The organism is Nitrosomonas sp. Nm58 (genome assembly GCF_900107335.1).
GTDB lineage: Bacteria > Pseudomonadota > Gammaproteobacteria > Burkholderiales > Nitrosomonadaceae > Nitrosomonas.
The window spans coordinates 124,688-137,686 of record NZ_FNPQ01000002.1 but is presented as its reverse complement, the minus strand read 5'-3'; the positions used below and the strand labels follow the sequence as shown (position 1 = coordinate 137,686).

Annotated in this window: 9 protein-coding genes and 1 pseudogene; 2 read left to right on the top strand and 8 right to left on the bottom strand. The window is 56.4% G+C overall.

What is annotated here, in order from left to right; genetic code table 11:
• Positions 1 to 84: 84 nt before the first annotated feature.
• Positions 85 to 879, bottom strand: a complete 795-nt coding sequence (locus tag BLW34_RS02275) for a nucleotidyltransferase family protein (protein WP_256203536.1) — start codon at positions 877 to 879, stop codon at positions 85 to 87.
• Positions 880 to 1,210: 331 nt separating this feature from the next.
• Here BLW34_RS02275 and BLW34_RS02270 point away from each other — a divergent pair, with 331 nt between their 5' ends.
• A complete protein-coding gene (locus BLW34_RS02270) occupies positions 1,211 to 2,926 on the top strand; it encodes an ABC transporter ATP-binding protein (protein ID WP_090575048.1) in 1,716 nt (571 codons plus the stop codon).
• Here the strand turns inward: BLW34_RS02270 and BLW34_RS02265 are convergent.
• The 5 genes from BLW34_RS02265 to BLW34_RS02245 all read right to left on the bottom strand — a co-directional run bounded on the left by BLW34_RS02265 (position 2,878) and on the right by BLW34_RS02245 (position 10,734).
• Positions 2,878 to 4,074 carry a glycosyltransferase gene (locus BLW34_RS02265; protein WP_218138739.1) on the bottom strand — a complete coding sequence of 399 codons (1,197 nt, stop codon included), beginning with the start codon at positions 4,072 to 4,074 and terminating at the stop codon, positions 2,878 to 2,880. The two genes, BLW34_RS02270 and BLW34_RS02265, sit on opposite strands and share 49 nt — an antisense overlap.
• A 1-nt stretch (position 4,075) precedes the next feature.
• Complete coding sequence (locus tag BLW34_RS02260) at positions 4,076 to 5,254, bottom strand: glycosyltransferase (protein WP_218138738.1); 1,179 nt, start codon at positions 5,252 to 5,254, stop codon at positions 4,076 to 4,078.
• 92 nt (positions 5,255 to 5,346) lie between these two features.
• Positions 5,347 to 6,336: an NAD-dependent epimerase/dehydratase family protein gene (locus tag BLW34_RS02255; RefSeq protein WP_090575040.1), complete on the bottom strand. Its 990-nt coding sequence runs from the start codon at positions 6,334 to 6,336 to the stop codon at positions 5,347 to 5,349.
• 10 nt (positions 6,337 to 6,346) lie between these two features.
• On the bottom strand, positions 6,347 to 7,678 hold the full coding sequence (locus tag BLW34_RS02250; RefSeq protein ID WP_090575037.1) for a UDP-glucose dehydrogenase family protein: 1,332 nt from the start codon (positions 7,676 to 7,678) through the stop codon (positions 6,347 to 6,349).
• Between the two features lie 170 nt (positions 7,679 to 7,848).
• On the bottom strand, positions 7,849 to 10,734 hold the full coding sequence (locus BLW34_RS02245) for an alpha-mannosidase (protein ID WP_256203539.1): 2,886 nt from the start codon (positions 10,732 to 10,734) through the stop codon (positions 7,849 to 7,851).
• A 209-nt stretch (positions 10,735 to 10,943) separates the two neighbouring features.
• On the opposite strand from BLW34_RS02245, the gene BLW34_RS02240 reads away from it, so the two are divergent.
• Positions 10,944 to 12,212: a glucose-1-phosphate adenylyltransferase gene (locus BLW34_RS02240; protein WP_090575031.1), complete on the top strand. Its 1,269-nt coding sequence runs from the start codon at positions 10,944 to 10,946 to the stop codon at positions 12,210 to 12,212.
• On the opposite strand, the gene BLW34_RS02235 is transcribed toward BLW34_RS02240, so the two are convergent.
• Both BLW34_RS02235 and BLW34_RS02230 read right to left on the bottom strand, forming a co-directional pair.
• Positions 12,200 to 12,421, bottom strand: coding sequence for a hypothetical protein (locus BLW34_RS02235; protein WP_090575028.1), 222 nt, complete (start codon positions 12,419 to 12,421; stop codon positions 12,200 to 12,202). The two genes, BLW34_RS02240 and BLW34_RS02235, sit on opposite strands and share 13 nt — an antisense overlap.
• A 6-nt stretch (positions 12,422 to 12,427) precedes the next feature.
• Positions 12,428 to 12,966 (bottom strand): annotated as a pseudogene (locus BLW34_RS02230) (phage protease); the annotation flags it as partial.
• Positions 12,967 to 12,999 lie beyond the last annotated feature (33 nt).

Genomic DNA, 12,999 nt, shown 5'->3' with positions numbered 1-12,999 from the left:
ACGTTTATGGGGTGGCTGTCCGAGAAAGGGGGCGCTACCCTAAATTATTTTTTATTCTTTGGGCGTCCTGAGGGGCAGGATGCTTCATTGTTTATTTAAATGGGATTCCACCAGCAGTAAATCATCGGCCTTATCGACATCAATACCCGCTTCTGCAAAGGGGAGCCTGATCGCTTGTATCCTCACCCCGGTTCTTGCCGAAATATTTTTCAGCGCTTGCGTCAGCGTTAAATACCCAAACAGGTAACTCAATACGGCTCGCCAGCCAAGGACCCGGGCAATCAGTCGCCAAGGCCGCTTGCGTTGATCTTCAGCCCTTCGCCAAAATGAAATCAGCTCGCGGCCTTGATGATTAAAGGTATACAGGTTACAACCACAAAAATCCCCATCGCGTAAGCGTATGACTGTTTTCTTGCGATTGGGGAAAGCGGCTTTGATAATTTCATGATCGATCACACCCACCGTCACATCGCAATCAGCCGCACTCGATGCGCGCAGAAAATACCGCACAATTTCTGGCGTGAGTAACGCGTGGTCGGCTGTGGTCAGCAAAACGCGGGTCTGCTCATCCACTCTCGCCAGACCTTTTTCAGCACTGCGGCTAGGCGACGGCTCATTGGCGATCCAGGCGACCTGTCCGCTTTCGATACGCCTGACGAGCTCCGGGCATTGAGGCAGAAGCGCTTTAGGCGGGCCGCATAATAGGGTCGGTTGACTCATATGCGTCGCTGCCAATGCATCCAGCACACGAATAATCATCGGCGTGCCGCTAACAGGGGCAAATGCTTTACAGGTAACGCCTGCTTTGCTGGCAACCGCATCGTTTGTCGTGCGATCTGCAGCGAGCACTACAGCAGCATAGGATGTCTCTTGATTCACGCTCTCCCTCCAGTAATGAAGTGTTTTTTCATAAAGCCGGCATCGCTCATATTCCATGCTGCCATTTAAGCTGAATATTTCATCAAGTGTTTCATGGCAACAAGTTTTTATAAGGACCTACCCGATAATTAAGGTAGGGTATATGCTTGAAGCCATGTTATCAACTGTTACACAGCGGGGTCTACATGGAACGGTACCCTGAAGCACATACCACCCTGAAATGGCGCGACTGCAGGATCGCGCTTGCGGCCGAGTATAACAGCTCCTTTCGCTGGACTGCTCGCATGTACGGAAAGATGCAGGGCCGACGGCCATCTAATCGGCTGCACGCATGAAACTGCTGCTCATCTTTTCCCGTAGCGATCCGTGGCGCAGCGTGCTGGTGCTCGCAGCATTGGTCCTGGCTGCAGCGGTGGAAGGTTTTGGGTTTTCCACGCTGCTTCCGCTGCTGAGCCTCGCCAGTAACCAGCCGACCACCGAACACTCAGCGCTCGGCCAGATAATGGGACCCTTGTTGTCGTACGCAGGGCTCCATCCGTCCACACCCGTTCTGCTGCTGGTCATTCTCGCAGCGTTGCTGATCAAGTCAGCGCTGTTGCTCGTCGCCAACCGCCAGGTCGGCTACACCGTCGCTCAAGTTGCTACCGACCTTCGCCTGCGTCTGCTGCACTCCCTGCTCAGCACGCGCTGGGCGTACTTCACGAGTCAGCCCGTCGGGGCGCTCGCCAACGCCTTCGCTGCAGAGGCCGCGCGCGCATCGCAAGCCTATTTGGCGGGCGTCACGATGGTATCGCAACTGATCATCGTCGCTGCCTACGCGATTGTCGCTGCCATGACTTCCTCGTCAGCGACTGCGGTGGCGATTTCGCTCGGCATCATCACCGTCTTGATCCTCAGTCACCTCGTCCGCATAACACGGACTGCAGGCGCCCAGCAAACGGCACTACAGAAGGATGTCATCACCCGTCTCATCGACGTCTTTCGCGGCGTCAAGTTCGTCAAGGTCATGGGACGCGAACCGATCGTCGCACCGATGCTCATAAGCGAAACCGAACAGCTGAATGCCGCCCTGCGCCGTCAGGTGATCACCAAAGAAGCTGTCGCAGCGCTCCAGGATATGGCGCTCATGTCCTACGTCGCTGTCAGTGTGTATGTGTGCATCGTCGTGCTCGGCCTCGACATTTCGCTGGTGTTCATGCTCGCGCTGGTGTTCATTCGCATGCTGACGAGCCTCAACAAAGCGCAGCGGCAGTACCAGGACATGGCCGAGAAAGAGAGCGCATACTGGTCACTGCTCTCAACCGTCGAAGCAGCCGAGGCCGAGCGCGAGATGATCACGGGCAACAAGACGCCGCACCTTTCACGTGGCATAGTATTGCGCGATGTGCTCTTCGCTCACGGCACGCACAAAGTCCTCGATGGCGTATCCCTTAACATTCCGGCCGGCAAACTCACCGTGCTCGTCGGCCCATCCGGCTCCGGCAAGACCACGATCATCGACCTGCTCGCCCGCCTGGCCAACCCGCAGTCAGGCGAGATCTCTGTGGACGACGTGCCACTCAGCGAGCTGGATGCAACCGCATGGCGGCGCATGATCGGTTATGTCCCGCAGGAAACGGTGTTGTTCAATGAGAGCATCGCGTTGAACGTATCGCTCGGTGATCCCGAAATCCGTCGCGCGGACATCGAAGAAGCGTTGCAGCGCTGCGGCGCGTGGCCATTCATCGAGTGCCTGCCGCAAGGCATCGACAGCAGCGTCGGTGAGCTTGGCGCCAAATTCTCGGGGGGCGAGCGCCAGCGCATCACGATCGCACGCGCGCTGGTGCGTCGTCCACAGCTCCTTATTCTCGACGAGCCAACTTCGATGCTGGATACCGCCAGCGAGAAAGCGATATGGCAGATGGTGGCGGGGCTGCGCGGCCCGGTGACAATTCTCGCGGTGTCGCACCAGCACACCCCGCTCGCCCTGGCTGACCACGCCTACCAGCTCGAGCACGGTCATGCCGTGGTGCTCCGTCCCGGCGAAGCGCTACGAGCCGCGACTTGAGCTGCGAGCACACGCAGGTACGCATCGACGCCGGTATCGATGCGGAAATACTCAGCCCGGCGCAGAAGCTTCGCACGATCCGGTGGCGCCGCGAGAACCGTGAGAATTGCTGAGGCCAGCACGTGGTCGTCATGAACCGGTACCAAGGGGCCGATCACGCCATCTTCGAGAATCTCGCGCGGTCCGCTCGGACAGTCTGTCGACACCACCGGACAACCGCATGCTAGCGCCTCGATCAATACGCCAGGCAATCCCTCCCACGCCGAGGACAAAACGAGCATCGTTGCCTTCGACATCCACGCGAACGGATTGTCGGTATGACCCAGAAAAGCGACATCAGCATCGAGGCCGAGCTCGCGCACGAGTTTCTCGAGCTTGCCGCGTTGACGTCCTTCTCCGAGGATCACCAGATGCGCTGCACGTCCTGCGTGGATCCGCGCAAAGGCACGGATCAACGTCGGGTAGTCTTTCTGTACGGTCAGACGCCCCACAGCAAGGATAAGCGGCACGTGAGCATCGGCGGCCCACGCATGATCAACCGGCTGCGCGGCAAGGCGTGCAATATAAGGGCCAACCACGGGGTTGTAGATCGTGGTCACGCGCTCGTCAGGCAGGCCGGTAAGACGCTGCACGTCGCGCGCGACGCCTTTGGATACCGCGATAATGTGGTCTGCCCACGGATAAACGACACCCAGCGTGTACCGCAGTAACCGACGGCTCACTTGCTGGAACAAGGGCCATTCATGGAGGTTAGCCGAGGGATAATTGCTCGCGCGCAGAACAAGGGGCACGTTCGTCTTGGAGAAACGGCGTGCAAAGAGGGCGACCAGATTGACATGACTCGCTCCCGACAGCAGCACATCCGGCCGCTCGTTCCGGAGATAGCGCGCCAACGCCGGAATGGCGCTGGCGGTGAGCAGTCCACGCAGGTTGATACGGCGATTGAGCCGCTCGAACAGGTGATGCCAACCTTGCTCGAGCGTAATCACGCGCACGCCGGAGTGCAAAGCAACCCCGTCACTCCCGTTGGTGGAGACAACCACGAGATCCGCCGCATGCCCCCTTGCGGCGAAGCCGTTGGCGAGCGTGAGGGTGCGATGTTGTGCGCCGCCACCACGCAGGGAGTAGATGAACAGGGCGATCCTCACCTCAGTCTCCCTGCCTGAGCGCACTGACGCGGCGGAGAACTGCGAGATAGCGTTCTACGGCGGCATCGAAGCCGAACTCCGCTGCGCGTGCGGCGGATCGCTCACGCTGCGCGGGTGCTGATAATGCCGCTGCGATCGCAGCGGCCAGCGCCGCGTCGTCTCCTACCGGAACCAGATGCCCGAATGCGCCGTCGGCGAGAATTTCGCGCGGACCGCTCGGGCAGTCCGTGCTCACGATCGTGCAGCCACAGGCGAGCGCCTCGAGCAGCACGTTGCTTAGGCCCTCCCAAGCCGATGCCAATACGAAGACCGACACGCGCGCCATCCACGCGAAGGGATTCTCGACGAAGCCGGGCAGGTAGACATCGGCTTCGACACCCAGAATTTTAACGAGACGCTCGATGCGCGCACGCTCTTCGCCTTCGCCCAAGATCACCAGACGTGCTTCACGATGCGCACGCACGCGCGCGAAGGCCTGCACGAGCGTAGGATAGTCCTTCTGCCGTTTAAGCTTGCCGACCGCGAGCACGACGGGAGGCGCGCCAACGGCCAGCCATGGGTGCTCGACCGTCTCACGCGACTGGCGAGTCACTCGCTCGAGATCGAGTGGATTATAGATGGAGAATACGCGTTTCTCGGGAATGCCGGTCACCGTTATGAGGTCATCGGCCACGCCCCGTGAGATGGCGATGACTGCCTGCGCCCCGCCATAGGCACGCGCGATCAGCCAGCGCAGCCGTTTCGCGACGAGCGCGCCCCACTTTGCGGTCGCCTTCGTGAGGTTAAGATTGGCGGTGATCACGGTGGGCGTGTGGGTGCGCGACAGCGTACGCCCCCACAGCGCTGCCAGGTTGGCGGGAATCGACGTGGCGAGCAAGACGTCAGGACGTGTCGTCGCAAGATAGCGGGCCAGGGCAAACAAACTACTTATCACCCACAGTCCCTTGATGCGCCGGATTACCGGCAAGCGGGAGGCACAGGGTTCGAGCGCGAGCAATCGTATGCCGGGTGCGACCGCAGTACGGAACGGGCCTTCAGCATGCACGACGATGAGGTCGACCGCGCAACCGCGTGCCACGAAGCCCCGCGCAAGCAGCAAGCTGCGCCGTTGCGCGCCCCCGCCAGTCAGGCCGGATAAAAATACCGCGACGTGCAGAGATTCACCTGTGCCCATGACCATGAGTCCCTCTTATCTCCCCGGTGCTGGCGCGTTGAACGTGCGTGGCGAAGCAGCGCATGGGCTTGAAGCTATCGCTGGGCGATTCCTGGAAATCAAATCCCATAGTGTCTCCGGTACCAGGCCACGAAACGGGGTAACCCTTGATCAATCGTTGTCGTTGAACGCCAGCCAAAGTCACGCTCTAGGGGCGTGGTGTCAGCGTAAGAAGTCAGCACATCGCCCGGTTGCATCGGCAACAGATTAATCGTCGGGGTACGACCCAATGCCTGAGCCAACACCTCAATAAAGTGCAGGAGTGGCTCGGGCCGGTGGTTGCCAATGTTGTAGAGCGCATGAGGCACGCCCTCCACAGCAAGCGCAGGATGATCCAGCACAGCCAGCACACCAGCAACGGCATCGTCGATGTAAGTGAAATCGCGCTGCAACTGACCGTGGTTGTAGACGTCAATCGACTCACCCGCCAGGATCGCGCGGGTGAATTTGAAGGCCGCCATGTCGGGCCGTCCCCACGGGCCATACACCGTAAAAAAACGCAAACCCGTCGCCGCCACGCCAAACTGACGCGCGTAAACCAGCGCCATCAATTCGTTGGCGCGCTTGGAAGCCGCATACAGGCTCACGGGTGTATCCACCCGGTCTTCGACCGAGAACGGCGTCTTGCTGTTGGCCCCATACACGCTGGAGCTCGAAGCATACACCAAATGCGTGAACGCCCCTTCGCGCTGCAGATAGCGTGCCCCTTCCAGCACGTTGAGAAAACCGCTCAAGTTAGCATCGATGTAAGCGTGCGGATGTGTCATCGAACAGCGCACGCCTACTTGCGCCGCCAGATGAACGATGCGTGCGGGGCGCAGCCGTGCGAGCAACGCAGGGAATACCTCTTGATCGGTAATGTCCACACGCTCAAACGCAAAGCCTGGATGGCCCTGTAACTGCGCGAGCCGCGCTTGTTTAAGCGCGGGATCGTAATAGTCATTGAGATTGTCCACCCCCACGATCCGCTCGCCGCGCCCCAGCAGCGCCTGGGCCAGGTGCATACCAATAAAACCTGCAGCGCCGGTGACGATGATGGGGGCGGACATGATACCGTGACTAGGGGCTACGCCCCCGCCCCATACCGAAATATTGCAACCCGCTCGCACGCACGAAAGCGGGATTGTAAAGGTTGCGACCGTCAAACAAGGCTTTGTTTTTCAGCGTGGCGGCAAGCCACTCAAAGTCTGGACTGCGAAATTCCAGCCATTCTGTGATGACAGCAAGCACATCGGCGCCATGACAGGCTTCGCGCGCTGAAGCGGTGAATGCTATGTCCTGAGTGGTCTTGAATATCCGGCGGGCGTTGTCGGTAGCGGCTGGGTCGTAGGCGCGCACGCGCGCGCCAGATCGGGTGAGTCGATCGATCAGCGCGAGGCTGGGGGCTTCGCGCATGTCGTCCGTGTTGGCTTTGAAAGCCAGACCCCACAGCGCAATGGTTTTCCCTTGCACATCGCCGCCAAAAAACGTTTTGATTTTTTCAAATAGCATGCCGCGCTGCCGTTCGTTGACTTTGATCGCTGAACGCAGCAAAAGAGCAGGTTCTGCGATGTCATCGGCGATGCGCACCAGCGCGCGCAGATCTTTGGGAAAACACGAACCGCCAAAACCCACGCCGGCGTACAGAAAGTGCGGGCCGATGCGTGGATCGGCGCCTATACCATAGCGCACTTCTTCGATATCCACCCCCAGCCGGTCGGCCATATTGGCCATCTCGTTCATGAATGAGATGCGCAGAGCCAGCATGGCGTTAGCGGCGTATTTGGTGAACTCGGCCGAGCGCACGTCCATCACCAGCAGCCGGTCGCGGTTACGGTTGAAAGGGGTGTAGAGCGCACTCAGCGTTTCAGCGGATGTTGCATCCTTGGCGCCCACCACGATACGATCGGGGCGCATGAAATCGTCGACGGCAGCGCCTTCTTTAAGAAATTCAGGATTTGAGGCGGTACTCACCTTGGCGTTTGAACCACGCAATTCGAGTTCCTTTTGCAAGGCGGCCAGCACTTGGTCATTGGTACCCACGGGCACGGTAGACTTGACCACCACCAGCGTGTCGCGCTCGATTTTCTGACCCAGGGTGCGCGCACAGGACAGTACACTCGACAAATCGGCCGAGCCGTCTTCACTAGAGGGCGTGCCCACGGCGATGAAGATGAGCGACGCATGGGCCGCTGCCTCGTCATAGCTCATTGAAAATTGCAGACGCCCCGCAGTGCTATTGCGCGCGACGATGGCGTCAAGTCCCGGTTCGCGTAGGGAAATTTCACCGCGGCGGAGACACTCGATTTTTTTGGAATCGACATCGATACACAACACATCGTTGCCCACATCGGCGAAACAAGCGCCCGTGACCAGTCCGACATAACCTGCACCTATGACGGTAACTCTCATGAGCTTTCCTCGTTTAAGGTCTCAATTCCGGCGCCTTCTGAATTGGCGCGGGAATTCAATTATCAGCAAATTGGCATGGCAACCGACTTCAATAATATACCCAACCAAGTGAAATATTCGTAAAGCTGGCTATATTGTCCAAAACGCTTTTAAATGATTCACCCAGCCTGCTATTTCACAAACATGACCGTCGCCACTTCATGCCCGCGCACAGCCATTTTGATCTCCCCCTTTTGCCCTGTTTTGAGTGGGCTGATTGTTTGCTCCGCCATATTCACGCGCTCAGCTTTTTTGAATTCGCGCCATGGCGTGATGGTAACTTCAATCTCTTCGTCACAAAGGTTATACCCACGCACGAGCCAGCCCCGACCGTCATCGGTCTCTTTCACCGCGCTGACTAGAAAAGAGGGATGGTCTATATCGACAAAGGATCCTGTGGAAGGAAGTACTCCGCCGTGTATGCCTGTTGAGACAGCACGTAAAGGTGTGTCAAAACTCCATGCCTGCTGAAAATGGTTCTGATGCAAAATGATCGAATAATGGAAATCCCATTCACCCAGCATTTGCGCCTTGGGGGTTTCGAGGAAGGGGCCAGCGTGTCCAATGCGTGTGGAAAAATCATCGCGTGACAGCCAGCCGACGCAGCGCAGCAGGGTAATAGCGATTTCATGGCGTGATGTCACTTCCACTTCGGGCAGGCCGCGGTTGACGATGATCATATCAGCGACAGAAGTAAATGCGCGTTGATGTGTTTCAGGGCGCGGCTCTTCCACCCACGTTGAATCATGAACAGGAATGCCCATTTTTCGTTTGACGATCTCAAAGTGACCATCATATTGGGCAAATTTAATATTTTCTGCGTTTTCTGCGCAGGCAGGAAAATGAACCCGCAAGCGGTGATCTTTGGCACGGTTATCCAGCCGCGTATGGATATCCACACGTGGAACGCCAGTGGTAAGCGTGAGGGTCGTCGCGATGGGAAGCTCCACTCTCTCGCTCGAGCGGGATTGCCTGTCTGCGCTTAGACCTGAGGGAATGTTCAGCACAAGAGAGACCGTCATGGTCTGCTGAAGAGAGCCACTTACGATACTGACATTGCGCAAGGCAGGCAGATTCTGTATATCGTCTACCACGGGCGAAGAGAAATTGTATTCGTCGCCGCAGTCGCCGCCGTCTACAAAACGGTTCAAACCACGATAAATTTTTCCTGCTGCCTTGTCAGTAACAGTAAATGTCCGGTCGCTCAATTCCAACTCAACGGAAAAGAGGGCGTTTGCGATCACGTAGGGCGGGCGGCATTTTGGCTCGAAATGGCGCGCTATGCGTTTCTGCACGAAAGGTAAAGAAACCAGCGGCGCAAGCAGACGCATGACCAGCGGAACCTTGATTTCAGCGGGAACCCTCTCCTTTGCGCGAAGGTAGAAAGTCTTCCATCCCAAAGCAGGGACAGCGTTCGCGATAAAGGTGACATTTGCAGATCCGGCAGCACGCGCATGGATGTGGAAGGTCTCGATGCTGGAATCATGAATGTATTCATGAAGCGCCTTCACGCTGCTATTCCATATACCTGCTTTAGGGAGCGCGTTTTCGGCACAGATGGCTTCGATACGCACGGTTGCACCGTCGCGCTCAAGGTGGATATCCTGTATGGCCAGATTACCGACGCGTCCTTCATGCACCATTCCAAGCAGGCTGCCGAACTTTTCACGCGGCACACGAACATTGATCAAATCAGTAGTGTTTGCGCTGGCTGATTGGTGTGGCGCGATATTCCCCGCTTCGTCAGCAATCTCGAAATCAGAGATGCTTGCTGGCAGGATAATGCTTACACTTACGACGTCGGTACGGGAAAAAGAGAGCGGATTAAAGACCACGAGGGAAGGTAGATCAGGGTTAAGGGATGAGGATTCATGGTCGGTTTTGATTACAGATGCCAGCGCTTCGAGACTCTGTTGTGTGATCTCTTCACCGATCTGTTCCACCTGATCGAAGCGCGCTTTCATCTCTTCGTGCACCTGGTCAATGGAACAGCCGCAAATCGAATCGTGAGGATGACACGCCATCAGCAGTTGCCATGCTTGACGGACAATGGGCGCGGGTTTGCTAACCATGGTCATGAGTGAAGCGAACAAACTCAATGGCTCGGCCCATTTCTCCAGTAAATGCTCACAGGCGTGATTGCGTTGTTTGATCCACATCCGCGTGGACAACACGCCAGGCAATAGCGGGGAACGTTTGGAAGAGCGTAATTCGCCGATGATGACAGGGATTTCTGATTTCCGATCTGCGATTTCAGTCTGAATTTCTTTGAAATAAGCAGGCAAAGTTGAATGCATCACGCCGTATTCTTCGAGATGTGCATTTGCAGCTTGAATGGCTTGGGCTGTTTCGCCCTGTGGTTCCATGTGATCCGTGCCATACATAACCAGCAAATGCGAGGTAACGGAGTGCGGCGCAAGCGAATCTGCGGCCTGTTTGATTTGCTCAGTAAACTGCATGGGATGATCCGCGTTAAGGCCTGCGCCATTGCTGTAAGAGTCGCGAAGGTACATCATCAGCACACGCGAACCATCCGGAGATTCCCACCAGAACTCGGCAGGCTGATCATCCAGTCCGCGCCACAGGCAGGCGTTATTTATCCCAAATCCGCGCAAGATTTGCGGCATTTGTCCGATGTGGCCGAAGGAATCCGGCATGTAACCGATCATCATTTTCTGGCCAAACTTGCGCGCTTCGCGCTCGCCCGCCAGCAGGTTGCGAATATGCGCTTCGGGGCTTACGAGAAACATATCGGGGAGGATGTGCCAGGGGCCGATCAAAACGCGCCCCTTGCGGATATGCTCCCTCAGGGTATCTTCCGCTTCGGGTCGCATGAGCAGGTAATCGTCAAGCGCGATCGTCTGCCCATCGAGCATGAAGTATTTGTAATTGCCATCTTTGGCAAGGATGTCGAGCAAGCCGTCCACGAGGTGAACGAGTCTGAGGCGGAACTGCTGAAAGGTGCGATACCATTCGCGGTCCCAGTGGGTATGGCAAATGACATGAATCGTTTTCATTGCAACCTTACCTTTTGTTTGACCAAACTTTGAGCTTGTCCCATGATGACGGGAGAAAGGGGGATCGGCAAGCGATTCTGCAGCGGCTTCGCGGAACGCATCAATCAAGTATGACCCTATATGAAATTAAAGTGCGCTTTAGCTCACATATAGACTAATATTTTTATAGGATAATAATCTCAAAGAAACGTCATCGCAGGGAGAAGAAAATGAAGGACAGAAGGCATCCGGATAAAATCATCGCGTTTGTGATGGCGGGAGGAGAAGGTAAACGTTTGAACCCACTCTCCGCGGACCGTTGCAAACCTGCTGTCCCGTTTGGTGCGCGCTATCGGATTGTGGATTTCGTTTTAAGCAACCTGATCAATTCAGGAATAAATTCTGTTTACCTTTTAGTCCAGTACAAATCACAAGAACTCATTGAACACATCCGTAAGGCCTGGGTGATTTCTCCCTTGCTTCCGAGCCAGTTTGTCACGGTGGTGCCACCGGAAATGCACACGGAAACCCTGCAATTTAAAGGTACCGCGGACGCTGTTTATCAGAGCCTCAGGCTCATCGAACTCCATCAACCCGATATTGTCGCCGTGTTTGGCGCTGATCACATCTATCGGATGGATATCAACCAGATGGTATGGTTCCATAAAGAACATCACGCTGATGTCACTATCGCGGCCTTACCGGTACCCCTTGAGCAGGCCTCGAGCTTCGGCATTATTGGCACGGAAACGGATGGAAAAGTAAACGCGTTTCAAGAAAAACCCCAGCTGCCCAAACCTATGCCCTCTGATCCCGGCCGGGCCTATGCCTCCATGGGAAATTATTTATTCAATACCGGAGTGTTGGTAGAAGCCTTACGCGAAGCCCACCGCCTTGGCGAGACCGATTTCGGCAACCATGTGTTACCGCGTTTGATGACCAGCCGGCGTTTATATGCGTATGACTTTTCCAGTAATGAAATACCCGGTATCAAGCCTTACGAGGAAGTGGGTTATTGGCGTGATGTCGGGACTATTGACGCTTATTTTGACGCACATAAGGACGTAATGGGAGAACATCCCCGTTTCGATGCATTTAATCCCCAATGGCCCATCTTTTCCAGTAATTATCAAGGACCGGTGTCAAGGATTCTGGGTGGTGAAATTGAAAATAGCTTGTTTGGGGCAGCCTGCATCGTCCACAAAAACACGCGCATTCGTAATTGTATCGTACGCCGCGAAGCCGTGGTGGAAGAGGGTGCCGAACTGGAGGATTGCATCATCATGGACTATGTCCGGATAGGACGCAATGCCCGGCTGCGGCGTGTCATCGTCGACCGTCATAACACCATCGAAGCCAACACACAACTTGGCTACGATCGTGAAGCGGATCGCCAGAAGTACGTTGTCACATCCGGCGGAACCGTGGTGGTGCCCATGGGCAAGATCAGCTTTTTTGCACGTGATTCACGTGGCCGGGGGCCGGGTTATGCTGAATGATATTCTAAATTCAACCGGCAGGGCGCCAGCTGTTCTTCCGTTAACCCTTCGCCATCGTTTCCTTCCGGGGTTTCCCGCCGGTCTGGGTTTGGGTTTGGGTCAGGGCAGTGATCGGCTGCATTGAAGCCAGGTATTGCTTGAGCGATTCCAGGTTTTCGCTTCCCAGCTTGCGCGCGCAGGCTGGTGACCTCGATCTGAAGCGCTTTCATGGTGGCGACCGGCACAAATTTGGCGGGATCGGGATGATTGGCAGCCGTTTTGAGGGAGGCAATTTCGCTGTTGAGGTTTGCACCCGCGCCACCAGATTAAAATCGGCCTTGGTGGCAATCGCAGGATTGCTGCCTTTCAACTGGTCGATGGCTTTCTGCAGCTCGGTGACCACTTCATCGACCGTCACCGGCATGTTGCGCAGCCAGCGCAATTGCTCGAGCAATTCGTTCATAGATAATTTCTCCGTATTAAGAAGTTGATATTGGGAAGCGGCAACGGCATCCATGCCATCGAGCGCCGGGTTGTTGGTCAATGCGGCATGCAGCAGCCGCAAGACCTTCCCGGTCTTCTTGTCGTAAGCAAAAACAGGGGAAATGTAACGGTACTCACCGCCCTCGATCATTTGAGTGGCGCGTTCCGTCCATTCCACATCGATGGCAAAGAGGCCGGATTCACGCCATTCCAGCTTGCTGAACCAGCCCGCAGCCGGGGCAGGGTGGCCGTTCTGGGCAGCGAGCAGGGTTTGGTGCTCATAGTCCACCACCGTGCGGTTCGCGCGTGCTTCAAACTCAGCAAT